Below are 25,393 nucleotides of genomic sequence, written 5' to 3'. Positions count from 1 at the left end.
ATCGTGGTGTGGCCGACGGGGTCCCCGTCGGCTGGTTCGGTGTGTGGAGGTCGATCAGAGGGGCGGTGGCCCGCTTGCTCGAGCCTGGCGGCCAACCTAGTCACCGTGAACCCGCAGGTCACGTGCCCCCCGGGGTCGACCCACACCAGGTCGTGTGCTGGGCTCAGGAACGCCTCGTGACCATCATGATCACCCTGGGTCATACCCGCACGTCGAGATCGTGTCAGTCGACCGGTCCGCTGGATGGGCGGCGCAACCGACCCGGCATCGAAGCGGAACAGAACGGACCGTGCCGGATCGGGCCGATGGTGCGCGCCCGCTCGTGACCGCGCCGGTCAGCCGGCGAGCGCGTCCGCCCAGCGGGCCGCCGCGGCACGCAGCCCGGCGACGTCGGGACCGGCACCCAGCACGTCCCGGGACACCGTCGGGACGACGGCCTGACCGGCACCGAAGAGCCGGACCAGATCCGCCGGGGTACCGCCCTGGGCACCCAGCCCCGGGGCCAGCACCGAGCCCCCCAGGGCGCTCAGGTCGACGTCCAGCTCGCCCAGCGTCGCCCCCACGACGACGCCGAAGGCGCCCAGGCCGGGCCCGAACGCACGACCGGCGTCCCCGTTCCACCCACCCACGGTGTCCACCACGGCTTGGGCGACGCTGCGGTCCCCGACCAGGGCGTGCTGGAACGTCCCGGCGTCCGGGTTCGACGTCCGCGCCAGCACGTACAGGCCCCCGCCGTGCTCCCGGGCCGCGTCCACGGCCGGGCGCAGCGAGTCCGGCCCCAGGTAGGGACTGACCGTGAGCGCGTCGACGTGCAGCGGGTGGGCCGGGTCCAGCACGGTCGCGTACCCGGCCATGGTGGAGCCGATGTCACCGCGCTTGGCGTCGAGCAGGACCAGCGCGCCGGCTGCCCGGGCCGCCACCACGGCCGCCTCCAGGACGGCGAGGCCCCGGGACCCGTGCCGCTCGTAGAACGCCGACTGCGGCTTGAGCACGGCCACCCGGTCGGCGAGCGCGGTCACCACGGTGTCGGTGAACGCGCTCAGGCCGGCGACGTCGTCGGTGAGGCCCCAGGACAGCAGCAGCTCGCGGTGCGGGTCGATGCCCACGCACAGCGGCCCGCGGGCGGCGGCCGCGGTGGCCAGCCGGGCGCCGAAGGGCGGCGTCACGGTCCTGGTCACCGGCCGTGCCGCCCGGGGCTCTCCTCGGGACGACGGTGGGCGTAGCCGATGGCGTCGGCGAGCCGGCCGAAGCCGCGCTCCCCCAGCGCCTCGGCCAGCTCCGCGTGGATCCGGGCCGGTGCGGAGGGGTCGTTGAACACCGCGGTGCCCACCGACACGGCACCCGCACCGGCCAGCACGAACTGCAGCGCGTCCAGGCCGGTGCGGATGCCGCCCATGCCCAGGATGGGCACGTTGGGCAGCGCCTGGTGCACCTGCCACACGCACCGCAGCGCCACCGGCCGGATCGCCGGGCCCGACAGACCCCCGGTGACCCCGCCCAGCACCGGGCGCATCGTGTCGGTGTCGATGACCAGGCCCAGCAGCGTGTTGATCATGGACAGCCCGTTGGCGCCAGCGTCCGAGCAGGCTCGCGCCACCGAGACGATGTCGGTGACGTCGGGGGTGAGCTTGGCGTACACCGGGTGCGCCGGGTCGGCGACCGCCCGGACCGCGGCCAGCACCTCGGCGGAGGCATCGGGGTTGCAGGCGAAGACCTCGCCACGGCTCTCCACGTTCGGGCAGGAGATGTTGACCTCGATGCCCAGCACGCCGGGCGCCCCGCGCAGCCGCTGCGCGAGCTCGGCGAAGTCCTCGGTGCGCGACCCGGCGATGGACACGAAGGCCTTCGCGCCGCGCTGCGCCAGCCAGGGCAGCTCGTCGGCCAGCAGCCCGTCGATGCCGGGGCCCTGCAGTCCGATCGAGTTGATCATCCCGCTGGGCGTCTCGGCCATCCGCGGCGTCGCCCGGCCCGAGCGGGGCCGCAGCTGCACCGACTTGGTGACGACGGCGCCGATGCCCTCCAGGTCGAAGAACGGGTCCAGCTCGCGGCCGAAGGACGAGCAGCCCGAGGCGGTGAGCACCGGGCTCACCACCGGCACCCCGCCGATGGAGGCCTGCATGTCCACGCTGGGCACGTCGAGCTCGGGCAACGCGGTCACGGTGTCTCCCCCTCCACGGCCGGCGTGTGCGCCGGCCCCATCGCGTCCGCGCCCACGACGTCGGCCGGCAGGGTGCCGACGTCGTCGAAGCGCACCCGGTCCCCGGCGAACACCGGGCCCTCCACGCAGGACCGGGAGAACCGGGTCCGGCCGTCGGCGGACACCACCGGCAGCACGCAGGTCATGCAGACGCCGATGCCGCAGGCCATCGACTCCTCCACGGCCACCCAGGAGGGCACCCGGCGGGCGGTGGCGAGGTCGGCGACCGCGCGCAGCATCGGCATCGGCCCGCAGGCGTAGACGACCCCGGCACCGGCGACCAGCTCGGCGACCGGGCCGGTGACCCGGCCCCGGCGACCGCTGCTGCCGTCGTCGGTGGTGACCACGAACGGCGCCGCCACGGCGGCCAGGTCGTCGACGGAGCACAACCGCGCCTCGTCGCCGGCGCCGACGACCGCAGCCACCTCGTGCCCCCGGGAGCGCAGCAGCCCACCCAGGCCGACCAGGGCGGCCGCGCCGTACCCGCCGCCGACCAGCAGCGCCGGGGTGCCCTCGGGGGGCAGCGGGAACGGCCGGCCGAGCGGGCCGACGACGTCGACCTCCTCGCCCGGCCGCAGGGACGCCAGCCACGTGGACCCCGCGGCCCGGGCCGAGACGACGACGGAGAATCGGCCCTCGCCCACACCGGCGATGGCGATGGAGCGGCGCAGCAGCATGGCCGACGTCGGGCCGCCGACGGCGAAGGCGACGAACTGACCCGGCTGCGCGGTGTCGGCGATGTCGGGCGCCTCCAGGGTCAGCTCCACGTAGGCGCTGACCGGCCGCGAGCCGACCACGACGGCCATGCCCTGCACCGGCGGGTGCAGCGGCGGCGGGGCGGGCTCGCCGAGCAGCTCGCGCGTCGCACCGGGGACCGGCGGGAGCAGCCGCTCCCCGGTGGAGGTCGGCACCTCCTGGGTCAGGGCCCCCTCCGGCAGCGCGCCCCCCGGTGTCCCGTCCTCGGTCACCGGGTCTCCCCCGCGCCCGTCAGGGCGGCCGCGCGCGACGCGGCGAGGGCGGCGTGCAGGTCCTGCAGGCTCCGCACCCCGATCTCCCCGCGGCGCAGCGCCTCGACGCCCTGCACCGCGGCCGCCATGCCCTGCACGGTGGTGATGCACGGGATGCCGGCGGTCACCGCGGCGGTGCGGATCTCGTAGCCGTCCAGCCGGGGCCCCGAGTTGCCGGGGGCGCCGAACGGGGTGTTGACCACCATGTCGACCCGGCCGGCCAGGATCTCCTCGACGATGTTCCCCGGACCGTCGGAGAACTTGCCGACCACCGTGCAGTCGACCCCGTTGCGGCGCAGCACCTGGGCCGTGCCGGCGGTGGCCAGCACGGTGAAGCCCAGGTCGGCCAGCCGCTTGACCGGGAAGACGGCCGAGCGCTTGTCCCGGTTGGCCAGCGACACGAACACGGTGCCCTCGGTGGGCAGCGAGCCGTAGGCGGCGGCCTGGGACTTGGCGAAGGCGGTGCCGAACTCGGCGTCCAGTCCCATCACCTCACCGGTGGACTTCATCTCCGGGGAGAGCACCGTGTCCACGCCCATGCCGTCGGCGGTGCGGAACCGGTTGAAGGGCAGCACCGCCTCCTTGACCGCGATCGGGGCGTCGTCGGGCACGTCGGTGCCGTCCCCGACGGCCGGCAGCACGCCGGCGGCCCGCAGCTCGGCGATGGTCTGCCCGACCGCGATCCGGGCCGCCGCCTTGGCCAGCGGCACGGCCGTCGCCTTGGACACGAAGGGCACCGTCCGGCTGGCCCGCGGGTTGGCCTCCAGCACGTAGAGGACGTCGTCCTTGAGCGCGTACTGCACGTTCATCAGCCCGCGCACGCCGATCCGGGCGGCCAGCTTCTCCGTCGCCGCGCGGATCGCCCGCAGGTCGGTGGACCCCAGGGTGATCGGGGGCAGTGCGCACGCCGAGTCACCGGAGTGGATGCCGGCCTCCTCGATGTGCTCCATGACCCCACCCAGGTACAGGTCGGTGCCGTCGTAGAGCGCGTCGACGTCGATCTCCACGGCGTCCTCGAGGAACCGGTCGATCAGCACCGGGTGGTCCGGGCTGACGTCGGTCGCCTTGGCGAGGTAGGCCTCCAGCGTGGCGTCCTCGTAGACGATCTCCATGCCGCGCCCGCCCAGCACGTAGGAGGGCCGGACCAGCACCGGGTAGCCGATCGAGGCGGCGATCTCCCGGGCCTCGTCGAAGCGGAACGCGGTGCCGTGCTTGGGCGCGGGCAGGCCGGTGTCGGCCAGCACCCGGGAGAACTCGGCCCGGTCCTCGGCGGCGTCGATGGCCTCCGGGGCGGTCCCGAGCACCGGGACGCCGGCGTCCTTGAGCCGCTGCGCCAGCGCCAGCGGGGTCTGCCCGCCCAGCGTGCAGATGACCCCGGCGACCGGGCCCGCGGCCCGCTCGGCCTCGACGACCTCGAGCACGTCCTCGAAGGTCAGCGGCTCGAAGTACAGCCGGTCGGCGGTGTCGTAGTCGGTGGAGACGGTCTCGGGGTTGCAGTTGACCATCACCGCCTCGTAGCCGGCGTCCTGCAGGGCCAGCACGGCGTGCACGCAGGAGTAGTCGAACTCGATGCCCTGCCCGATCCGGTTGGGTCCCGAGCCGAGGATCAGCACCGCCGGCTTCTCCCGGGGCGCCACCTCGGTCTCCTCGTCGTAGGTCGAGTAGTGGTAGGGCGTGGTGGCCTCGAACTCGGCGGCACAGGTGTCCACGGTCTTGTAGACCGGCCGGATCCCCAGCCGCCAGCGCAGCGTCCGGACGCCGTCCTCACCGGCCAGCTCGGGGCGCAGCGAGGCGATCTGCCGGTCGGACAGGCCGTGCCGCTTGGCCCGGCGCAGCAGCTCCGGGGTGAGCGAGGGCGCCTCCCGCACAGCGGTGCCGATCTCGTGCACCAGCAGCACCTGGTCGACGAACCACGGGTCGAAGCCGGAGGCCTCGGCCACCTGGGCGACGGTGGCGCCGGCGGCCAGGGCGCGCTCGGCGACGTAGAGCCGGCCGTCCAGCGGGGTGCGCAGCTGCTCGACCAGCTCCTCGGCGGTGGCCTCGGGCTGGGCGGGGCCGGTCCAGAAGCCGACCTGCGGGGTCTCGGTGGACCGCATCGCCTTGCCCAGGGCCTCGGTGAAGTTGCGGCCCATGCTCATGACCTCGCCGACGCTCTTCATCGTCGTGGTCAGCCGGGGGTCCGCACCGGGGAACTTCTCGAAGGCGAACCGCGGGATCTTCACCACGACGTAGTCCAGCGTCGGCTCGAAGGCCGCCGGGGTCACCTTCGTGATGTCGTTGGTGATCTCGTCGAGGGTGTACCCGATGGCCAGCTTCGCGGCGATCTTGGCGATCGGGAAGCCGGTGGCCTTGGAGGCCAGGGCGCTGGACCGCGAGACCCGTGGGTTCATCTCGATGACGACCAGGCGGCCGTTCTCCGGGTTCACCGCGAACTGGATGTTGCAGCCGCCGGTGTCCACCCCCACCTCGCGCAGCACGGCGATGCCGACGTCGCGCATGTGCTGGTACTCGCGGTCGGTGAGCGTCATCGCCGGGGCGACGGTCACCGAGTCCCCGGTGTGCACGCCCATCGCGTCGATGTTCTCGATCGAGCAGACGACGACCACGTTGTCGGTGTGGTCGCGCATCAGCTCGAGCTCGTACTCCTTCCAGCCCAGCACCGACTCCTCGATCAGGACGGTGTGGACCGGGGAGTCGGCCAGGCCGTGCCCGGCCATCCGGCGCAGCATCGCCTCGTCGGTGGCGAAGCCCGAGCCCAGCCCGCCCATGGTGAAGCTGGGCCGGATGACGACCGGGTAACCGACCTCGGCCGCCGTCGCCAGGGCCTCCTCGACGGTGCCGCAGACGGTCGACCGCGGGGCGTCGGCGCCGATGCTGCGGACGATGTCCTTGAACAGCTGGCGGTCCTCCCCGCGGTTGATCGCCTCCGCGTCGGCGCCGATCAACCGGACGCCGTACTTCTCCAGCACCCCGTTCTCCTGCAGCGCCAGCCCCAGGTTCAGCGCGGTCTGCCCGCCCAGGGTCGCCAGCAGCGCGTCGGGGCGCTCGGCGGCGATCACCTTCTCCACGAACTCCGGGGTCAGCGGCTCGACGTAGGTGGCGTCGGCGACCTCGGGGTCGGTCATGATCGTGGCCGGGTTGCTGTTGACCAGGCTGACCCGCAGGCCCTCGGCCTTGAGCACCCGGCAGGCCTGGGTGCCCGAGTAGTCGAACTCGCAGGCCTGGCCGATGACGATCGGCCCGGAGCCGATCACCATCACGTGCGCGATGTCGTCACGCTTGGGCACGGTTGTCCTCCATCAGGTCCACGAAGCGCTGGAAGAGCGGGGCCGCGTCGTGCGGACCGGCCGCGGCCTCGGGGTGGAACTGGACGCTGAACGCCGGCACGTCGAGGCACCGCAGGCCCTCGACCACCTGGTCGTTGAGCCCGACGTGGCTGACCTCGACCCGCCCGTAGGGGGTGTCGGTGGCCCGGTCGAGCGGGGCGTCGACGGCGAAGCCGTGGTTCTGGCTGGTCACGCGCACCGAGTCGGTGACCCGGTCGAGCACCGGCTGGTTCAGCCCGCGGTGACCGAAGGGCAGCTTGTAGGTGCCCAGGCCCAGCGCCCGGCCCAGGATCTGGTTGCCGAAGCAGATGCCGAACAGCGGGCGGCCCGCGTCCAGCACGCCCCGGACGGCGTCGACGGCGTAGTCCGAGGCGGCCGGGTCGCCGGGGCCGTTGGACAGGAAAACCCCGTCGGGACCGGCGTCCAGCAGCTCCTGCGCGGTGGCCGTGGCCGGCAGCACGTGGGTCTCCACGCCGAGCTCGGCCAGGTGCCGCGGGGTGGCCGCCTTGATGCCCAGGTCCAGGGCGGCGATCGTGTACTTCCGCTCCCCCACCGCGGCCACGACGTAGGCCGCCTCGGTGGTGACCTCCGGAGCCAGGTCGGCCCCGCTCATCGACGGCGCCGCGAGCACCTGGGTCAGCAGCTCGTCGACGTCGAGGACCTCGGTGGAGATGCCCACGCGCATGGCGCCGCGGTCACGCAGGTGCCGGGTCAGCGCCCGGGTGTCCACCCCGCTGATCCCCACGACGCCGTTGGCCGCCAGCTCGTCGTCCAGCGTCCCGCTGGAGCGCCAGTTCGACGGCGAGCGGGCGGGGTCGCGGACCACGAAGCCCGCGACCCAGATGCGGCGGGACTCGTCGTCCTCGCCGTTCACGCCGGTGTTGCCGATGTGCGGGGCGGTCATCACCACCACCTGGCGGTGGTAGCTGGGGTCGGTCAGCGTCTCCTGGTACCCGGTCATCCCGGTGGAGAACACCGCCTCACCGACCGTCGTCCCGGTCGCCCCGTAGGACTCACCGCGGAACGCGCGGCCGTCCTCGAGCACGAGCAGCGCCTCTGTCACTTCTGGACCTTCCCATCGAGGACCGACAGTTCTCCGCGCAACAGCGTGTGCACCACGCGGCCGGGGAGCTCCCGGCCGGCGTAGGGGCTGTTGCGGCTCTTGCTGGCCAGGGCGGCCGGGTCGACCACCGCGCGGGCGGCGGGGTCCAGGAGCACCAGGTTCGCCGGCTCGCCGACCGCGATCGGCCGGCCCTGGTGGGCGAGGCGGCCGATCCGCGCGGGCCGCACCGACATCCGGTCGGCCACCTCGCGCCAGGTCAGCAGCCCGGTGTCCACCATCGTGTCGACGACGACGCTCAGCGCCTGCTCCAGCCCCAGCATCCCGGGCCGGGCCGCGGACCACTCGCACTCCTTGTCCTCACCGGCGTGCGGGGCGTGGTCGGTGGCGACGGCGTCGACGGTGCCGTCGGCCAGCCCGGCCCGCAGCGCCGCGACGTCCTCGGCGGTGCGCAGCGGCGGGTTCACCTTGAACGTCGCGTCGTAGCCCTCGGCCTGGGCGTCGGTGAGCAGCAGGTGGTGCGGGGTGACCTCGGCGGTGACCTCGACGCCGCGGGACTTGGCCCAGCGGATCAGTTCCACCGACCCCGCCGTCGAGACGTGGCAGACGTGCAGCCGGGCACCCACGTGCTCGGCGAGCAGCACGTCGCGGGCGATGATCGCCTCCTCGGCGACGGCGGGCCAGCCGGTCAGGCCCAGCCGGGCCGAGCGGTCGCCCTCGTGCATCTGGGCGCCGACGGTGAGCCGGGGCTCCTCGGCGTGCTGGGCGACCACGCCGTCCAGCGCCTTGACGTACTCCAGGGCCCGGCGCATCAACGCCGGGTCCGAGACGCACTTGCCGTCGTCGGAGAACACCCGCACCCGGGCAGCGCTGTCGGCCATCGCGCCGAGCTCGGCCAGCTGGGTCCCGCCCAGCCCGACGGTCACCGCGCCCACCGGGACGACGTCGACCAGGCCGGCGTCCCCGCCCAGCCGCCACACCTGCTCGACGACGCCCGCGGTGTCGGCGACCGGGTCGGTGTTGGCCATCGCGTGGACGGCGGTGTAGCCGCCCAGTGCCGCGGCCCGGGAGCCGGTGAGGACGGTCTCGGTGTCCTCCCGGCCGGGCTCGCGCAGGTGGGTGTGCAGGTCGACCAGCCCCGGCAGGGCCACGAGGCCGGTGGCGTCGATCGTCCGACCGGTGCTGACCGACAGGTCCTCGCCGATCGCGGCGATCACCCCGTCGCGCACCAGGATGTCGACGGCGTCCTCGCCGTAGGGCTGGGCGCCCTTGATCAAGAGGGTCACGCGGGGCCTCCGAGCAGCAGGTAGAGGACGGCCATGCGCACGCTGACGCCGTTGCCGACCTGCTCGACGATCGTCGAGCGGGGTGAGTCCGCGACGTCCGCGGCGATCTCCATGCCGCGGTTCATCGGGCCGGGGTGCATGACGATCGCGTCGTCGGCGAGCTTGGCCATCCGGGTGGCGTCCAGGCCGTAGCGGCGGCTGTACTCCCGGGCGGAGGGGAAGAACGAGGCGTTCATCCGCTCGCCCTGCACGCGCAGCATCATCACCACGTCGGCCTGGGGCAGGACGGCGTCCAGGTCGTAGCTGACCGTCACGGGCCAGGAGCCGACGCCGACGGGCAGCAGGGTCGGCGGGGCCACCAGGGTGACCTCGGCGCCCAGGGTGTGCAGCAGCCAGACGTTGGAGCGGGCCACCCGGCTGTGCAGGACGTCCCCGGTGATGACCACCCGGACGCCCTCGAGCCGGCCCAGGCGCTGCCGGATCGTGTAGGCGTCCAGCAGGGCCTGGGTGGGGTGCTCGTGGGTGCCGTCGCCGGCGTTGACCACGCTGCCGGCCACCCAGGTGGCCAGCCGGTGCGGAGCCCCGGAGGACCCGTGCCGCACGACGATGCCGTCGGCGCCCATCGCCTCCAGGGTCAGTGCGGTGTCCTTGAGGCTCTCCCCCTTGGAGACGCTGGACCCCTTGGCGGAGAAGTTGATGACGTCGGCGCTGAGCCGCTTGGCGGCCAGCTCGAAGCTGATCCGGGTCCGGGTGGAGTCCTCGAAGAACAGGTTGACCACCGTGCGCCCGCGCAGGGTGGGCAGCTTCTTGACCTCGCGGCCGGCCAGCGCGGACTCGATCTGGGCGGCGGTGTCCAGGACCAGGGTGGCGTCGGCGCGGTCCAGGTCGGCGGACTCGAGCAGGTGCCTACGCATCGGTGACGCTCACCCCGTCCTCGCCGTCGACCTCGGCCAGCCGCACCCGGACCTGCTGGGTGCGCGACGTCGGCACGTTCTTGCCGACGAAGTCGGCCTTGATCGGCAGCTCGCGGTGCCCGCGGTCGACCAGCACCGCCAGCTGGACGGCGCGCGGGCGGCCGACGTCACGCAGGCCGTCCAGGGCGGCGCGCACCGAGCGCCCGGAGAACAGCACGTCGTCGACGAGCACGACGAGCCGGCCGTCGATGCCGGCGTCGGGCAGCCGGGTGTCCTCCAGCGCGCGGACGCCGCGGGTGCGCAGGTCGTCGCGGTAGAGCGTGATGTCCACGGTGCCCACGTCGACGGCGGTGCCGGTGAACGCCTCGATCCGGGCGGCGAGCCGCCGGGCCAGCGGGGCACCCCGGGTCGGGATGCCGACCAGCACCAGGTCGGACAGGCCGTCCCCGGAGGAGGTGGAGCTGGCCGCCCGCTCGATGAGCTGGTGGGCGATCCGGTCCACCACGCGGGTGACGTCGTCGGCGGAGAGCAGCTGCTGCACACCCCCCGCGGTGGCGGCCGGGGTGGAGCTGGTGGTCTCGGGGCCCTCTGCGGGCACGCCGGTGGGCAAGGTCGATGGCGGGGCCATCAGGCCTCCTTCCCCGCCTCACGGGACGGGTCGTTAAAGGAGAGTGCGTGGGTCCGGGGAGCACGCTAGCGCACCCCCAGGTGTGACCTGCGCCGTCCGGCTGACCCTCTCGGGTGACGTCCGGTGTTGCGCACCACCTGCAGCGAGTACTCTCAGTGACCAGCAGGAGCCGCATCCGACGACACACAGTGAGCAGGACTTGATGAGCACCGACTACTCGCGGGCGCTGGGCGCTCGCCTCCGGGCGATCCGGAACCAGCAGGGTCTCTCGCTGCAGGGTGTCGAGGACAAGTCGCACGGCCGCTGGAAGGCCGTCGTCGTCGGTTCCTACGAGCGCGGGGACCGTGCGGTGACCGTGCAGCGCCTGTCGGAGCTCGCGGTGTTCTACGGCGTGCCGGTCTCCGAGCTGCTGCCCGACCCGCGCCCCAGCTCCGCGGTCACCAAGACCACCAAGATCGTGCTCAACCTGGAGTCGCTCGGCTCGCTGCCCGCCGACGAGGCCGGCCCGCTGGCCCGGTACGCCTCGACGATCCAGGCGCAGCGCCACGACTACAACGGCAAGGTGCTGTCGATCCGCGCCGAGGACCTCAAGTCGCTGGCGATCATCTACGACATGAGCCCCGACGAGCTGACCACCCGGCTCATCGAGTGGGGCGTGCTCTCCCCCGGCGCTGACGGCACCGGCTACGCGACGTCCGAGGAGGACGAGGAGCTCGACTGGGAGCGCCGCCGCTCCCCCCGCTGAGCCACCCGCACGACGAAGGGCCCCTCCCGGTGCGGGAGGGGCCCTTCGTGCGTGCTCAGGAGGTCGGGATCTCCGCGCGGACGATGCCGCCCAGGACGCCGTTGACGTAGGCCGCCGAGTCGTCGGTGGACAGCGCCTTGGCCAGCTCCACCGCCTCGTCGATGACGACGGCGTCGGGGACGTCGGGCACCCACAGCAGCTCGAAGACCGCCATCCGCAGGATGGCCCGGTCGACGTCGGGCAGCCGGTCCAGCGTCCAGCCCGAGGCGTGCTCACCGATCAGCCGGTCGATGTCGGCGCCGTGCTCGACAGCGCCCTCCACCAGCCTGACGGCGTGGTCGGGCACCGGCGGGTTGGCGTCGGCCACCCGCTCGCGCAGCAGCGGGAGGACGTCGCCACCGCGCAGGTCGGCCTCGTAGAGGACGTCGACGGCGCGCTTGCGCGCCTTGGAACGGGCAGCCACGTCAGGTCGCCGCGATCAGCTGACGCGGCCGAGGTACCGGCCGTCGCGGGTGTCGACCTTGAGCTTCTCGCCGGTGGTGACGAACAGCGGGACCTGGATCTCGGCGCCGGTCTCCAGGGTGGCGGGCTTGGTGCCACCGGTGGAGCGGTCACCCTGCAGGCCCGGGTCGGTGTGCTGCACCACGAGCTCCATGGTCACCGGCAGCTCGACGAACAGCGGGACGCCCTCGTGCACGGCGACCATGGCCTCGGTGTTCTCCAGCAGGTAGTCCGAGGCGCTGCCCAGGGTGGCCGCGGAGACCGGGATCTGCTCGAAGGTGTCGCCGTCCATGAAGACGTAGTCGGCGCCGTCCTGGTACAGGTAGGTCATCGTCCGCTTGTCGACGGTCGCCGTCTCGACCTTCAGGCCGGCGTTGAACGTGCGGTCGACGACCTTCCCGGACAGGACGTTCTTCAGCGTGGTGCGCACGAAGGCGCCGCCCTTGCCCGGCTTCACGTGCTGGAAGTCGGTCACGGTCCACAGCTGACCGTCCAGCTTGAGGACGATGCCGTTCTTGAGGTCGTTGGTGGTAGCCATCTAGAGGACCAGCAGTTCCTTGCTCGTGAGGGTCAACAACTCGGGCTCGTCGGTCGTGACGACCAGGGTGTCCTCGATCCGGACACCGCCGTGGCCGGGGAGGTAGACCCCCGGTTCCACGGTGACGGCCATGCCGGCGGCCAGCCTACCTGCGCCGAGGGCCGAGATGCCCGGAGCCTCGTGGATCTCCAGGCCGACGCCGTGCCCGAGGCCGTGCGTGAAGTGCTCCCCGTGGCCGGCGGCGACGATGACGTCGCGGGACGCCGCGTCGATCGCGGTGACCTCGGCACCGACCGCGAGCGCGTCCCGCCCGGCGGCCTGGGAGGCCTGCACCAGGGCGTACACCTCGCGCTGCCAGTCCGCGGCGTGGCCCAGGACCAGGGTCCGGGTCATGTCGGAGTGGTAGCCGTCGACGGTGGCGCCGAAGTCCAGCTTGAGGAAGTCGCCGTCGCGCAGCTCGGTGGTGTCGGGACGGTGGTGCGGGATCGCCGAGTTCGCACCGGTGGCCACGATCGTCTCGAAGCTCGGGGACTCCGCACCCAGCGACAGCATCCGGGCGTCGAGCTCCCGCCCGACGGCGAGCTCCGTGCGCCCCGGGCGCAGGGCACCCTCGGCGGCGAGCTCGGCCAGCGCCTGGTCGGCGACGGTGCAGGCCCGGCGCAGTGCGTCCACCTCGTCGTCGTCCTTGATCGCGCGCAGCACCTCGACGGCCCGGCGGACGCCGACCAGCTCGGTGGCGCTGCCCTCGAGCACCCTCTCCAGCGCACGCAGCCCGTCCACGGTGACGTCGTGGGACTCGAAGCCCAACCGGCCCACCCCGGCGGCCGCGGCGGTCAGCGCGCCGACGGTGCTGCGGTCGACCAGCAGCTCGACGTCGGGCACCTGGGTGCCGGCCTGGGTGGTGTACCGGCCGTCGGTGCCGAAGAGGTCGGCGCCCCCGGTGCGGACGAGCAGCGCGCCGTTCGAGCCGGTGAACCCGGTCAGGTAGCGCACGTTGAGCAGGTTGGTGACCAGCACGGCGTCCAGTCCCTGCTCACCCGCGGCGGCCCGGAGGCGGTCCCGCCGACCGGCGTGGTCCATGCGCGCGGCCGTCACCGGACACCCCGGTCGGCCAGGTAGCGCAGCGCCGCCTCGTAGCCGAAGACGCCGAGCCCGGCGACGACGCCGTCGGCGACCGCGGAGACGTAGGAGTGGTGCCGGAAGGACTCCCGGGCGTGCACGTTGGTGATGTGCACCTCGACGACGGGGGCGTCCACCTGGGCGAGGGCGTCACGCAGCACCACCGAGGTGTGCGTCCAGCCGGCGGCGTTGACCACCACGGCGGTGCCGGCGTCGGCGGCCTCGTGCACCCAGCCCAGCAGCTCGGCCTCGCTGTCGGTCTGCCGGACGGTGACGTCCTGACCCAGCTCGGCGGCCACCGCCTCGATCCGGGCGACCAGGTCGGCGTGGGTGGTGGTGCCGTACTTCTCGGGCTCGCGGCTGCCCAGGCGGCCCAGGTTCGCGCCGTTGAGGACGACGATGCTCATGCGGACTCCTCCACTGCTGCCCAGGCCGCACGCAGCCAGGCCTCGTCGGGGTCGGTGAGGATGCCGGGGCGGCCCTGCCCGTCGAGGACGACGAACCGCAGGCTCGCGCCCCGGGACTTCTTGTCGATCGCCATGACCCCGCGCAGCTGGTCGAAGTCCCCGGCGTACGTGGTGGGCAGACCCATCGCGGCCACCAGCTCGCGGTGCCGGTCGGCCTCGGCCCGGGACAGCCGACCGGCCGCGACGCCCAGCTCGGCGGCGAAGACCAGACCGACGGCGACGGCCTCACCGTGCCGCCAGCCGAAGTCCTCGGTCTTCTCGATCGCGTGGGCCAGGGTGTGGCCGTAGTTGAGGAACTCCCGGCGGCCGGTGTCGTAGAGGTCCTCGCCGACCGCGTCGGCCTTGACCTGCACGGCCCGGGTGATCAGCTCGGTGGTCGCGGCCCGGCCCGTGGGATCGGCCCCGAGCAGCTCCAGCACGGCGCCGTCGGCGATGAACCCGCACTTGACCACCTCCGCCAGCCCGGAGCGGAACTCCGCGTCGGGCAGGCCGGCGAGGGAGTCGGTGTCCACGAGCACGGCGACCGGGGGGTGGAAGGCACCGACCAGGTTCTTGCCGGCGGCGGTGTTGATGCCGGTCTTGCCGCCCACCGCGGCATCGACCATGCCCAGCAGGCTGGTCGGCACCTGTACGACGCGCACACCGCGCAGCCAGGTGGCCGCGACGAACCCGGCCAGGTCGGTGACCGCTCCCCCACCGACGCCGACGACGACGTCGCTGCGGGTCAGCCCGAGGCGGCCCAGCTCGCCCCAGAGCCCGGCGGCGACCTCGGCGGTCTTGGCCTGCTCCCCGTCGGGGACGACGAGCGCCTCCGCGGCGAGCCCGGCGGTCTGCAGCACCTCGACCACGGCACCGGCGAGTGCGGCCAGCGACGCGGTGTGCACCACGGCCGCCCGGGTGGCGCCGGCGAGCACGGTGCCGGTGAGCAGCGGCAGCTCACGGACCGCCCCGGCGCCGATGACCACGTCGTAGGGCGCGTCCCCGGCGACGGTGACCCGCTGGAGGCCGGTCACCGGGGGCTGCCCACGGCCGGCAGCACGGCCAGCACGTCGGCCAGCACGTCGCGGACCGGGCGGCTGCCGGTCTGCAGGTGCAGCGTGGACACCTCGCCGTAGAGCGGCGCCCGGGTCTCCAGCATCTGCCGCAGCATCTGCCGCGGGTTGACCCCGAGGATCGGCCGGTCCCGGGAGAGGCCGACCCGCTTGGCGGCCGAGGCGAGGTCGACGTCGAGCCACACGACGGTGCCCCCGGCCGCGCCGTGGGCGACCAGCAGAGCGCGGGTGTGCGCGCTGGTGACGGCACCCCCGCCGAGGGCCAGGACCCCGCTGTGCTCGGCGAGCGCGCGGGCGACGGCGCGCTCCTCCAGGGCCCGGAAGTGTGCCTCGCCCTCGGTGACGAACAGGTCGGCGACCGACGTGCCGGCCTCGGCCTCCACGTCGTGGTCGGTGTCCCGGAAGGACGTCCCCAACTCGGCGGCCAGCGCCGTCCCGACGGTGGTCTTGCCCGAGGCGGGCGGGCCGACGAGGACCACCAGGGCGACCGCCCCCTCGGGGGCCGTCACCGCCAGGCCAGCCCGTCGAGGTAGCCGGCCACGTTGCGGCGGGTCTCGGGCACCGAGTCCCCACCGAACTTCTCCAGCACCGCGTCGGCCAGCACCAGGGCGACCATCGCCTCCATCACGACCGAGCCGCGGGGCACCGCGCAGGCGTCGCTGCGCTGGTTGATCGCCACCGCGGCCTCACCGGTGGCGGTGTCCACGGTGTCCAGGGCGCGCGGCACCGTGCTGATCGGCTTCATGGCGGCCCGGACCCGCAGCACCTCGCCGTTGGTCATCCCGCCCTCGATGCCCCCGGCGCGGTCGGTGCGACGGCGGACCTCGCCGGCGCCGGTCACCTCGATCTCGTCGTGGGCGACCGAGCCGCGGCGGCGCGCGGTCTCCAGGCCGTCCCCGACCTCGACGGCCTTGACCGACTGGACGCCCATCAGGGCGCCGGCCAGCCGGGAGTCCAGCCGGCGGTCCCAGTGCACGTGGCTGCCCAGGCCCGGCGGCAGGCCGTGCACGACGACCTCGATGACGCCGCCGACGGTGTCCCCGTTCTTCCGGACGTCGTCGATCTCGGCGGTCATCTCCGCCGAGGTCGCCGGGTGCGCGCAGCGAACCGGGTCGGCGTCCAGGGCGTCGTTGTCGTCGGGACCGGGCAGCACGCCGTCGGGCACCGACACCGCACCGATGCCGACCACGTGGCTGACCACGCGGACGTCGAGGACCTGCTGCAGGAACGCGCGCGCCACGGTGCCCAGGGCGACCCGCGCCGCGGTCTCCCGGGCGCTGGCCCGCTCCAGGACGGGGCGGGCGTCGTCGAAGCCGTACTTCTGCATGCCGGCCAGGTCGGCGTGCCCCGGCCGGGGCCGGGTGAGCGGGGCGTTGCGGGCCTGACCGGCCAGCACCTCGGCGTCCACCGGGTCGGCCGACATGACCGTCTGCCACTTGGGCCACTCGACGTTGCCCACCTGGACGGCGATCGGGCCGCCCTGGGTGCGCCCGTGCCGGACGCCCCCGGTGAGCGAGACCTCATCGGTCTCGAAGCTCATGCGCGCGCCGCGGCCGTGGCCCAGTCGGCGGCGGGCGAGCTGGTGGTCCAGGTCGGCGGAGGTGATCTCCACCCCGGCCGGGAGTCCCTCGAGGATGGCGGTGAGCTGAGGACCGTGCGACTCACCGGCGGTCAGCCAGCGCAACATGGGGGTGAGTGTGCCAGCCGGGTACGACGGACCTGCTCAGAGAGGTCCGGCCAGGGCGAACGCCGCCGCCGTGCCGACCAGCAGCGGCGGCCCGAAGGGCACCGCGGAGCGCCACCCGGCGCGGCGCAGGGCCACCAGCACCAGCGCGCCGAGCGCCCCCGCCAGCATCCCGAGGAAGACGCCGGTCACCAGCAGGGCGCCCCCACCGCGCCAGCCCAGCGCGAGCCCGAGCACCGCCAGCAGCTTGACGTCGCCGAAGCCCAGCGCGTCCGGGCGGAGCAGCCGGAGCAGCGCGGCGACGCCGAACGCGACCAGGGCGCACCACAGCCCGTCCAGGGCCGGCTGTGCCGTGCCCACGGCGACCGCGTCGACGACCACGGCCGCCGCGAGCACCCCCAGGGCCGGGAGCACGACCACGTCGGGCAACCGGTGCACGGCGGTGTCGGCGCCGGCCAGCACGACGGCCGACCCGGCGACCCACACCAGGCCGACCAGGACCGGCCGGGGTCCGGTCAGCAGCGCCGCACCCGCGAAGAGCCCCGCGGTCACGAGCGCCGTGGACACGGACGCCCGGGCAGAGGCGGTCCGGCGCGTGCGGACCCCGGGGGCCGCGACGGAGCCCGGGCGCCCGGCGACCCGGTACCCGGCCACCAGACGGACGGTGACGCCGGCCAGCCACGGACCCAGCACCGCACCCAGCAGGGCGGCGCCGGCCGTCAGTGCGGTCAGGGCCGCAGACTCGCGTCGAGCGCGGCCCGCATGGCCGCGATCGGCGCCGGGTGCCCGGTGATCAGCTCGACCTGCACGGTGGCCTGCCAGAACAGCACCTCGATGCCGTGCACCGTCCGGCCCCCGGCGGCCTCGACGGCCTGGGCCAGTGGCGTCGGCCAGCCGGCGTAGAGCACGTCCAGGACGGTCTGGCCCGGCTGCCAGTGCAGGCCGGCGACCGTCGTCTGCCCGTCGGCGGGGACGGTGCTCACCACCACGGGGGCGGCGACCTCGGGGGTGTCGGCGAAGGTGGCGACCCGGGCGGTGACCTCCAGGGCGTCGAGCACCGCGACGACGCCGGCGGCCCGCTCGGGGTCCCGGACGACGACGTCCACCGTCTGGGCACCCAGGCTGGCCAGGGCCACCGCGGCGGCGCTGGCGGTGCCGCCGGCGCCCAGGATCGCGGCGTGCTCCACCGACTCGACCCCGCCCAGCTGGAGCGCCATCCCCACGCCGGTGACGTCGGTGTTCTCCGCGCGCCACCCGGTGGGGGTGCGGACGAGGGTGTTGGCCGCACCGAGCAAGCGGGGCAGGGCGTCGACGTCGTCGGCCACGGCGACGGCGGCCTGCTTGCACGGCATGGTCACCGAGAAGCCCTGCCACTCCTCGTCGAGCCCGGCCAGCAGCACCGGCAGGTCCTCGGCCCCGATGTCGAGGGCCTCGTAGGTCCAGTCGGTGAGGCCCAGCTCGGCGTAGGCGGCCCGGTGGAGCACCGGGGACAGCGAGTGGCCGACCGGCCGACCGAGGACGGCGGCCCGCCTCACCCGGCGCCGCAGCCCAGGCCGGCGGCCGCGCAGCGGTCCCGTGCGGCCAGGAACTCCTGGTAGTCGGAGGTGAAGAAGTGGTTGCCCTCGGAGTCGGCCAGCACGTAGTACTCGAGGTCCCCGGTGCTGGGGGCCAGCGCAGCCTCCAGGCTGAGCTCGCCCGGCGAGCTGATCGGCGTCGGGGGCAGGCCGGGCAGGATGCGGGTGTTGTACGGGTTGTCCGAGGCGAGGTCGGCGACGGTGAGGTCGTTGCCGCTCTTGTCCAGCCCGTAGGCGAGCGTGGCGTCGATCCCCAGGGTGGTGCCGGCGGCCAGCCGGTTGTAGACCACCTGTGCCACGTCGACCCGCTCGGCGTCCTGCTGGGTCTCCGACTGCACCATCGAGGCCACGGTCAGCACCTCGTACGGCGTCCGGCCGGCCGCAGCGGCCCGGGCCTCCAACTGGCTGTCGGTGGCCACCTGGTCGAACTGGGCGACCATCGCCTGCAGCATCTGCACCGCGGTCGTCTCGGGCTCGAAGTCGTAGGTCAGCGGGTAGAGGAAGCCCTCCAGCTGGCCGTTCGACCAGGCCGGCAGGCCCAGCTGGGTGGTGTCCGCAGCGGCGGCCTGCAGCTCGGCCAACGGCACCTGGGTGGCGTCGGAGAGCCGCTGCAGCGTCTGGGTGACCGTGTACCCCTCCGGGACCGTCACCCGGGACAGCAGACGGGCGGCGGGGTCCAGCAGCCGGTCCAGCGCGGCCTGCCCGCTCATCTGCAGCCGCATGCCGTAGACGCCGGGCTGGATGCCGGTGGCGGCCGGGTTCGCCGACGCCGCGTCCACGAACGGGCCGGTGGAGGCGATGACGTCGGCCTCGACCAGCGAGCGGCCGATCGCGGTGAGCGAGTCCCCGGTCAGCACCCGGACCTGCACGTCACCGGTGCCCTGGCCGGTGTAGTCCTCGGCCGTGGGGTTGACCTTGCCGAGCAGCCACTGGCCGCCGACGACGATCCCGGCGACCAGCCCGACGAGGACCAGCAGCGAGAGCACGATCGTGATCGGGCGGCGGGCCTTGCGCTTGCGGGCCGGCCGGGCGCCCCGGGCACGGCGGCCGCGGCGCCCGCGGTCCTCCTCGACCTCGGCGCCGATGACCTCCAGGCCCCCGGTCTCGTCCCAGACGGGTGCGGTGGTGCCGGTGTAATCGTCGTCGCGGCGGTCGTCGTCGCGGCGGTCGTCGTCGTCGGGGAGGCGGCCGGCGTCGCGGTCTGCGTGGTCCTGGTGGTCCTGGTGGTCCTGGTGGTCGTCGTGTGCCGGGTGCCGGGCTGCTCGTCGGCGGCCGGTCTCGCGCGGGTCGGCGACGTCCTCCTGGTCGAAGAGGTCCGGTCCGGGCGCGTCGTCGCGCACCCGGGCGTGCCGGTCGGTGGGCTCGTCGTCCCCGTCGTCGTCCCCGTCGGCACCGGTCACAGGCGCCGCCGGGGGCGGGACGGGTGCCGCGTGGCTCCTGGCGGGGCCGGTCGCGGGCTCCACGCGGGGGTTGCGGCCGGTGTTGCCCAGGATCAGCCCCGACAGCGCAGACGCCGGCGGCCGTGCGGGCCCCGGGCGGACCGGGCCCGGTCGGGCCGGCATCTCGGTGGTCTCGGGCGCGACCAGCGGGGTGCGCCGGGTCGCCTCCTCGTCGGCGGGGTCCAGCGGCCGGCTGGTGGGCCGGGCCGGGACCGGCGTGCTGGGCCGCGCCCGGGGAGCGGGGTCCTGGGAGGTGCCCGCGTCCGGGGCGGCCGCCTCCTCCTCGGCGCGGCGACGGGCACGGCGTGGGCCGTCGGTGACCGGGCCGGTGGGCTCGTCGGTCACCGCGGCGAACTCGCCGGTGTGCCAGCTGGCGAGGAAGTCCGCGGCCGACCGGCCACCGCCCTCGCCGGAGTGCCGGCCACCGCGACGGGAGCCGTCCGTGGGGTCGCTCATGCGGGGCGACCGCCGGAGCGGACGCGATCCAGGTGGCTCTGCAGGATCACCACGGCGGCGGCCTGGTCGATCACCGAGCGCTGACGGCGGGCGTCGATGCCGCGCGCGCGCAGGTCGCTGGCTGCGGTCACGGTGGAGAGCCTTTCGTCGACGAGGCGCACCGGGACGTCCCCGATGCGCGCGGCCAGTGAACCAGCGTAGGCGCGTGCGTCGGCGGCAGAGGCCCCTGACGCACCGGAGAGGTGCCTCGGGTCCCCCACCACCACCTCCGTCACCTCGTGTTCCGTCACGAGGGCGGCCAGCCGGTCCAGGTCGCTCTGGTCCCGCGCCCTCCGCAGCGTCTCCAGCGGACTGGCCAGGAACCCGGTCGCATCCGACATCGCGACGCCGACCCGGACCGTGCCCACGTCGACGCCGATCCGCCGGCCCGGCACGAACTCCCCCGGAGCCCCGGTCTCCACGCCCACCTCAGGCAGTGGTGACCGCCGCGCCGACCGCGTGCTCCACGGCCGCCAGCGCCGCCGGGATGCCGGCCGGGTCGGTGCCGCCGCCCTGGGCGACGTCGGGCTTGCCGCCGCCGCGGCCGCCGACCGGCGCCGCCGCGGCCTTGAGCAGGTCACTCGCCGACAGGCCCCACTCCTGTGCCACCGGGTTCACCGCGGCCACGAGGGCGACCTTGCCGCCGGCGTCGGAGGCCAGCACGACCGCGGCCGGCGTGTCGTTGCCCAACCGGCCACGCACGTCGAGGGCCAGGTTGCGCAGGTCCCCACCGGACAGGCCGGCGGGCGAGGCGGTGACCACCCGGACGCCGAAGACGTCGCGGGCCGAACCCGCCAGGTCACCGGCGGCGGCCAGCGTCTGCTGCCCACGCAGCTCGGCCAGCTCCTTCTCGGCGTCGCGCTGGCGGGCCAGCATGCCCGTGACCCGGTCGACGAGCCCGTCCTGCGGGGCCTTGAGCAGGTCGGCGAGCTGACGGACCAGGTCCCGCTCGCGAGCCAGGTAGCGGAAGGCCTCCAGACCGACGACGGCCTCGACCCGCCGCGAACCGGACCCCACGGAGCTCTCCGCGGTCAGCGCCAGCGGGCCGATCTGGGCGCTCCCGCGCACGTGGGTGCCACCGCACAGCTCCCGCGACCACTCACCGCCGATCTCCACCACGCGGACCTGCTCGCCGTAGGTCTCCCCGAACAGCGCCAGGGCACCGAACTCGCGGGCCTCGGGCAGCGTCATCCACAGTGCCCGGACGGCCTGGTCCTCGCGGACGGCCGCGTTGGCGACCTCCTCGATGTCGGTGCGCTGCTGCGCCGACAGGGCGCCCTGCCAGGCGAAGTCCAGCCGGAGGTACCCGGGCCGGTTGTAGGACCCGGCCTGCAGTGCCTGCGGGCCCAGCACCCGGCGCAGCGCCGCGTGCACCACGTGGGTGCCCGAGTGCGCCTGGCAGGCCGACCGGCGCCACTCCAGGTCGACCTCGGCGGTCAGCTCGACGCCGTCGCGCAGCTCGCCCTCCAGCACCCGCACCTGGTGGGCCACCAGCCCCTTGACCGGGCGCTGCACGTCGACGACCTCGGCGCGACCGCCGTCCCAGACCAGGTGGCCGGCGTCGGCGACCTGGCCACCGGACTCGGCGTAGAAGGGGGTGGTGTCCAGCACCAGGCGGGTCAGCTCACCGGGGCCGACGACGGGGCTGTCACCGACCAGCGCGAGCACCCGGGAGTCCGTGCGCAGGGTGTCGTAGGCCCGCCAGTCGGTGGGGCCGTGGACACCGAGCAGCTCCTGGTAGGCCGAGACGTCGGCGCCACCGCTGCGCTTGGACCGGGCATCGGCCCGCGCGCGGTCGCGCTGCTCGGTCATCAGCGCCCGGAAGCCGGCCTCGTCGACGGTGACGCCCTGCTCGGCGGCCATCTCCAGGGTCAGGTCGATCGGGAAGCCGTAGGTGTCGTGCAGGCTGAACGCCTGCTGCCCCGACAGCTGGGTGGCCCCGGACTGCTTGGCCGACACGACCGCGGTCTCCAGGAGGGTGGTGCCGGCGACCAGGGTGCGCCGGAACGCCTCCTCCTCGGCGTAGGCCACCGAGGAGATCCGGTCGAAGTCGGTCGCCAGACCGGGGTAGCTGGGGCTCATCGCGTCCCGGCTCACCGGCAGCAGGGTGGGCAGCACGGCGTCCTCGACGCCGAGCAGGCGCATCGAGCGGACGGCGCGGCGCAGCAGCCGGCGCAGCACGTAGCCGCGGCCCTCGTTGGCGGGGGTGACGCCGTCGCCGATGATCATCAGGCCGGAGCGGACGTGGTCGGCGACCACGCGCAGGCGGACGTCGGTGTCGTGGTCGGCGCCGTAGGTGACGCCGGCGAGCGCAGCGGCGCGGTGCAGCACCGGGGCGACCTCGTCGATCTCGTACATGTTCTCGACGCCCTGCAGCAGGAACGCGACGCGCTCCATGCCCATGCCGGTGTCGATGGCCTTCTTCGGCAGGTCGCCGAGAATCGGGAAGTCCTTGCCCTCGCCGTCCCCCCGCTCGAACTGCATGAAGACCAGGTTCCAGATCTCGACGAACCGGTCCCCGCCCTCGTCGACCAGCGGACCGCCGTCCGGGCCGTGCTCGGGGCCCCGGTCGAAGAAGATCTCCGAGCAGGGGCCGGCCGGGCCCGCAGCACCGGTGGACCAGTAGTTGCTGTCCTTGCCCAGCCGCTGGATGCGCTCGGCGGGCAGCCCGGCGATCCGGGCCCACGCCTGCGCGGCCTCGTCGTCGTCGAGGTAGACGGTCACCCAGATGCGCTCGGGGTCGAAGCCGAGACCGCCGTCGTCGGTGGACCCGGTGATCAGCGCCCACGCCGCCTCGATGGCGCCGTCCTTGAAGTAGTCGCCGAAGGAGAAGTTGCCGTTCATCTGGAAGAACGTGCCGTGCCGGGTGGTCTTGCCGACCTCCTCGATGTCGAGGGTCCGCACGCACTTCTGCACGCTCGTGGCGCGCGGGTACGGCGCCGGCTCCCGCCCGGTCAGGTACGGGATGAAGGGCACCATCCCGGCCACGGTGAACAGCAGGGAGGGGTCCGGGGACACCAGCGAGGCGCTGGGGACCACGGTGTGCCCGCGCTTCTCGAAGTGCTCCAGGAAACGGCGGCGGATCTCGGCGGTCTGCATCTCAGCTCGTTCTCGAGGGGTGGCGCCCCGGACGTGCGCGGGGAGCCGGGGTGTGACGGGTCAGGAGTCGGCGGAGTGGGCGCCGCGACGGGCGGCGAGGGCCGCCTGACCGCCGGCGCTGGCCTCGTCGCGGGTGGGCAGCGGGGCGTCCAGCCCGGTGCCCGAGCGCAGTTCGTCCTCACGCGAGGCGGCCGCCGCGCGCACGTCGGCGCCGAAGTCGGCGATGGCGTCGCCCAGGTCGCGCAGGCCGTCGGCCAGCTGACCGGCGATCGACTGCGGCGTGAGCTTCTCCGCGGCCTGGCTCATCTTGCGGACGACGAGCACCCCGATGGTGATGCCCATGGTCAGCCAGAACAGCCGGCGCATCAGCCGGCCCGCCGGCCGGCGCGGGCGGCACGGCGCTGGTCCTTGGCGCTGCGCTGGGCGGTGGCGGCGGCCTGGCCCTCGCGCTTCTTGGTCACCGCGCTGCGGACGCCGTAGCTGAAGGCGGCGGCCTTGATCAGCGGGCTGCCGAGGGTGGCGGCGAAGACGCTGGTCAGCGCGGCCACGTTGGAGGAGACGTTCGCGGCGTTGCCGGTGATGTCGTCGACGCGCTCGAGGTTGGCGTTGACGTGGGTGACCGTCGTCGAGGCCTGGCTCAGGATGGGCTGGCTCTGCTCACGGACCTGGCGGATGGTCAGCGTGGTCTCGTCGAGCGTCCGCCCGAGCTTGAGCACGGGCACGCTGAGCAGCAGCACCAACACCACCAACGCGCCGGCGGCGATGAGCCCGGCGATCTCTCCTGCGGACACGCGTGGACTCCCCTGGTCGTGGATCTCTGACTGCCGCCCGGGTTGCTCCAGGCTCGGGTCACCCTAACCGCGGGGTGCGACAGAGTGTGCGCGGTTCAGCGGGGACGGCGGACGATCGCGCGCAGCCGCGCCAGCCGCGCGCCGATGCCGGCCTCGGCCCCGCGGCCGGTCGGGCGGTAGTAGTCCCGCCCCACCAGCGCGTCCGGCGGGTACTGCTGGGCCAGCACGCCGTCGGGGTGGTCGTGCGGGTAGCTGTAGGTCGCGCCGTGCCCGAGCTTCTTCGCCCCGGCGTAGTGCGCGTCCCGCAGCCCCGGGGGCACCGGCCCAGCCAGCCCCGCCCGGACGTCGCCCACGGACTCCCCGATGGCCACGGTGAGCGCGTTGGACTTCGGCGCCGTCGCCAGGTGGACGGTGGCCTGGGCGAGGGCGAAGTGGCCCTCGGGCATCCCGATGAAGGCCACCGCGTCGGCGGCGGCCACCGCGACCTGCAGCGCGGAGGGGTCGGCCATGCCGATGTCCTCGCTGGCGCTGATCACCAGCCGACGGGCGATGAACCGGGGGTCCTCCCCCGCCTCCACCATCCGGGCCAGGTAGTGCAGCGCGGCGTCGACGTCGGAACCCCGGACGCTCTTGATCAGCGCGCTGGCCACGTCGTAGTGCTGGTCGCCCTGCCGGTCGTAGCGCACCGCGGCCTGCGCGACGGCGGTCTCCAGGGTCGCGAGGTCCAGGGTCGCCGTCCCGGCTCGCCCCGAGACGGCCATGGCGGCACCGGCGCCGGACTCCAACGCGGTGAGGGCCTTGCGGGCATCGCCCCCGGCGACCCGGAGCAGGTGCTCCTCGGCCTCGTCGGTGAGGGTGACGGCGCCGTCCAGGCCCCGGTCGGAGGCGATCGCCCGGTGCAGCACCTCGCGGACGTCCGCGTCGGACAGCGACTGCAGGGCCAGCACCAGCGAGCGGGACAGCAGCGGGCTGACCACCGAGAAGAACGGGTTCTCCGTGGTGGCCGCGATCAGGCTGACGATCCGGTCCTCCACCGCCGACAGCAGCGAGTCCTGCTGGGTCTTGGAGAAGCGGTGGACCTCGTCGATGAAGAGCACCGTGCGCCGGTTGCCGTGCACCAGCTCGCGCTTGGCCGCGGCGATGACCGCGCGGACCTCCTTGACCCCCGCGTCCAGGGCCGACAGCTGCACGAAGGAGCGCTTGGTCGCCAGCGAGATCACGTGCGCGAGCGTCGTCTTGCCGGTGCCGGGCGGGCCGTAGAGGACCAGTGACATCGGCTCGTCGGCCTCGACCAGCCGGCGCAGCGGGGCCCGGGGACCCAGCAGGTGCTTCTGCCCGACGACCTCGTCCAGCCCGCGCGGACGCATCCGGACCGCGAGCGGCGCCCCGGGGTCCACGGCGGTGGACCGCTCCTCGGGTTCGGGGTCGAACAGCGTGCTCACGGTTCGACGCTACCTGCGTGGGCAGACAC

General features: G+C 74.3%; 25 protein-coding genes. 2 read left to right on the top strand and 23 right to left on the bottom strand.

The window, feature by feature from the left end:
* The first annotated feature begins 176 nt into the window (after positions 1-176).
* Complete coding sequence (locus tag AC0IVP_RS05610) at positions 177-326, top strand: hypothetical protein (RefSeq protein WP_471755153.1); 150 nt, start codon at positions 177-179, stop codon at positions 324-326.
* A 9-nt stretch (positions 327-335) separates the two neighbouring features.
* On the opposite strand, the gene pyrF is transcribed toward AC0IVP_RS05610, so the two are convergent.
* From pyrF to pyrR, 8 genes are read right to left on the bottom strand one after another with little or no spacing between them, the layout of a single operon-like run.
* Entirely contained in the window at positions 336-1,178 is an 843-nt protein-coding gene (gene pyrF, locus AC0IVP_RS05605; RefSeq protein WP_471755151.1) for an orotidine-5'-phosphate decarboxylase, read from the bottom strand.
* Complete coding sequence (locus AC0IVP_RS05600) at positions 1,175-2,158, bottom strand: dihydroorotate dehydrogenase (protein ID WP_235564945.1); 984 nt, start codon at positions 2,156-2,158, stop codon at positions 1,175-1,177. The genes pyrF and AC0IVP_RS05600 overlap by 4 nt, the downstream gene beginning before the upstream one ends.
* Positions 2,155-3,165 carry a dihydroorotate dehydrogenase electron transfer subunit gene (locus AC0IVP_RS05595; RefSeq protein ID WP_235564944.1) on the bottom strand — a complete coding sequence of 337 codons (1,011 nt, stop codon included), beginning with the start codon at positions 3,163-3,165 and terminating at the stop codon, positions 2,155-2,157. The genes AC0IVP_RS05600 and AC0IVP_RS05595 overlap by 4 nt, the downstream gene beginning before the upstream one ends.
* Positions 3,162-6,491 (bottom strand): carbamoyl-phosphate synthase large subunit, encoded by a 3,330-nt coding sequence (carB, locus tag AC0IVP_RS05590; RefSeq protein ID WP_056299616.1) that lies wholly within the window; start codon positions 6,489-6,491, stop codon positions 3,162-3,164. The genes AC0IVP_RS05595 and carB overlap by 4 nt, the downstream gene beginning before the upstream one ends.
* The gene (gene carA, locus AC0IVP_RS05585; RefSeq protein ID WP_056299613.1) at positions 6,478-7,593 is read right to left on the bottom strand and encodes a glutamine-hydrolyzing carbamoyl-phosphate synthase small subunit; all 1,116 of its coding nucleotides are present in this window, start codon (positions 7,591-7,593) and stop codon (positions 6,478-6,480) included. The genes carB and carA overlap by 14 nt, the downstream gene beginning before the upstream one ends.
* Positions 7,590-8,876 (bottom strand): dihydroorotase, encoded by a 1,287-nt coding sequence (locus AC0IVP_RS05580; RefSeq protein ID WP_471755149.1) that lies wholly within the window; start codon positions 8,874-8,876, stop codon positions 7,590-7,592. Before AC0IVP_RS05580 ends, carA begins: the two co-directional genes overlap by 4 nt.
* Positions 8,873-9,790 (bottom strand): aspartate carbamoyltransferase catalytic subunit, encoded by a 918-nt coding sequence (locus AC0IVP_RS05575; protein WP_056299605.1) that lies wholly within the window; start codon positions 9,788-9,790, stop codon positions 8,873-8,875. Before AC0IVP_RS05575 ends, AC0IVP_RS05580 begins: the two co-directional genes overlap by 4 nt.
* Complete coding sequence (pyrR, locus tag AC0IVP_RS05570; protein ID WP_471755147.1) at positions 9,783-10,418, bottom strand: bifunctional pyr operon transcriptional regulator/uracil phosphoribosyltransferase PyrR; 636 nt, start codon at positions 10,416-10,418, stop codon at positions 9,783-9,785. Before pyrR ends, AC0IVP_RS05575 begins: the two co-directional genes overlap by 8 nt.
* A 202-nt stretch (positions 10,419-10,620) precedes the next feature.
* On the opposite strand from pyrR, the gene bldD reads away from it, so the two are divergent.
* Complete coding sequence (gene bldD / locus AC0IVP_RS05565; RefSeq protein ID WP_056299599.1) at positions 10,621-11,163, top strand: transcriptional regulator BldD; 543 nt, start codon at positions 10,621-10,623, stop codon at positions 11,161-11,163.
* A gap of 55 nt (positions 11,164-11,218) precedes the next feature.
* Here the strand turns inward: bldD and nusB are convergent, their stop codons facing one another.
* The 15 genes from nusB to AC0IVP_RS05490 all read right to left on the bottom strand — a co-directional run bounded on the left by nusB (position 11,219) and on the right by AC0IVP_RS05490 (position 25,364).
* The gene (nusB, locus tag AC0IVP_RS05560; protein ID WP_056299596.1) at positions 11,219-11,626 is read right to left on the bottom strand and encodes a transcription antitermination factor NusB; all 408 of its coding nucleotides are present in this window, start codon (positions 11,624-11,626) and stop codon (positions 11,219-11,221) included.
* Positions 11,627-11,641: 15 nt separating this feature from the next.
* A complete protein-coding gene (gene efp / locus AC0IVP_RS05555) occupies positions 11,642-12,202 on the bottom strand; it encodes an elongation factor P (protein WP_056299594.1) in 561 nt (186 codons plus the stop codon).
* Positions 12,203-13,297, bottom strand: a complete 1,095-nt coding sequence (locus AC0IVP_RS05550; RefSeq protein ID WP_471755145.1) for a M24 family metallopeptidase — start codon at positions 13,295-13,297, stop codon at positions 12,203-12,205. It abuts the gene before it with no gap.
* Positions 13,294-13,728, bottom strand: a complete 435-nt coding sequence (gene aroQ, locus AC0IVP_RS05545) for a type II 3-dehydroquinate dehydratase (RefSeq protein ID WP_056299591.1) — start codon at positions 13,726-13,728, stop codon at positions 13,294-13,296. Before aroQ ends, AC0IVP_RS05550 begins: the two co-directional genes overlap by 4 nt.
* Positions 13,725-14,801 carry a 3-dehydroquinate synthase gene (aroB, locus tag AC0IVP_RS05540; protein ID WP_471755143.1) on the bottom strand — a complete coding sequence of 359 codons (1,077 nt, stop codon included), beginning with the start codon at positions 14,799-14,801 and terminating at the stop codon, positions 13,725-13,727. Before aroB ends, aroQ begins: the two co-directional genes overlap by 4 nt.
* Entirely contained in the window at positions 14,798-15,349 is a 552-nt protein-coding gene (locus AC0IVP_RS05535) for a shikimate kinase (protein ID WP_471755141.1), read from the bottom strand. The genes aroB and AC0IVP_RS05535 overlap by 4 nt, the downstream gene beginning before the upstream one ends.
* Positions 15,346-16,527, bottom strand: coding sequence for a chorismate synthase (aroC, locus tag AC0IVP_RS05530; RefSeq protein ID WP_471755139.1), 1,182 nt, complete (start codon positions 16,525-16,527; stop codon positions 15,346-15,348). The genes AC0IVP_RS05535 and aroC overlap by 4 nt, the downstream gene beginning before the upstream one ends.
* Before the next feature lie 36 nt (positions 16,528-16,563).
* Positions 16,564-17,091: a prepilin peptidase gene (locus tag AC0IVP_RS05525; protein ID WP_471755137.1), complete on the bottom strand. Its 528-nt coding sequence runs from the start codon at positions 17,089-17,091 to the stop codon at positions 16,564-16,566.
* Between the two features lie 161 nt (positions 17,092-17,252).
* A complete protein-coding gene (locus AC0IVP_RS05520) occupies positions 17,253-18,059 on the bottom strand; it encodes a shikimate dehydrogenase (RefSeq protein ID WP_471755135.1) in 807 nt (268 codons plus the stop codon).
* Positions 18,056-19,993, bottom strand: a complete 1,938-nt coding sequence (gene mltG / locus AC0IVP_RS05515; protein WP_471755133.1) for an endolytic transglycosylase MltG — start codon at positions 19,991-19,993, stop codon at positions 18,056-18,058. The genes AC0IVP_RS05520 and mltG overlap by 4 nt, the downstream gene beginning before the upstream one ends.
* Positions 19,990-20,427 (bottom strand): Holliday junction resolvase RuvX, encoded by a 438-nt coding sequence (gene ruvX / locus AC0IVP_RS05510; protein WP_471755203.1) that lies wholly within the window; start codon positions 20,425-20,427, stop codon positions 19,990-19,992. The genes mltG and ruvX overlap by 4 nt, the downstream gene beginning before the upstream one ends.
* A gap of 34 nt (positions 20,428-20,461) precedes the next feature.
* Positions 20,462-23,131, bottom strand: a complete 2,670-nt coding sequence (alaS, locus tag AC0IVP_RS05505; RefSeq protein WP_471755131.1) for an alanine--tRNA ligase — start codon at positions 23,129-23,131, stop codon at positions 20,462-20,464.
* Positions 23,132-23,191: 60 nt separating this feature from the next.
* A complete protein-coding gene (locus AC0IVP_RS05500) occupies positions 23,192-23,497 on the bottom strand; it encodes a hypothetical protein (protein WP_056299567.1) in 306 nt (101 codons plus the stop codon).
* A complete protein-coding gene (locus AC0IVP_RS05495) occupies positions 23,497-23,922 on the bottom strand; it encodes a DUF948 domain-containing protein (RefSeq protein ID WP_471755129.1) in 426 nt (141 codons plus the stop codon). The genes AC0IVP_RS05500 and AC0IVP_RS05495 overlap by 1 nt, the downstream gene beginning before the upstream one ends.
* Positions 23,923-24,017: 95 nt before the next feature.
* Entirely contained in the window at positions 24,018-25,364 is a 1,347-nt protein-coding gene (locus tag AC0IVP_RS05490; protein ID WP_471755127.1) for a replication-associated recombination protein A, read from the bottom strand.
* Between the last annotated feature and the right edge of the window lie 29 nt (positions 25,365-25,393).

The sequence above is a fragment of the Klenkia sp. AC732 genome (assembly GCF_979256525.1).
The sequence above is the reverse complement of the archived record's forward strand: the minus strand, read 5'-3'. Positions and strand labels throughout refer to the sequence as shown.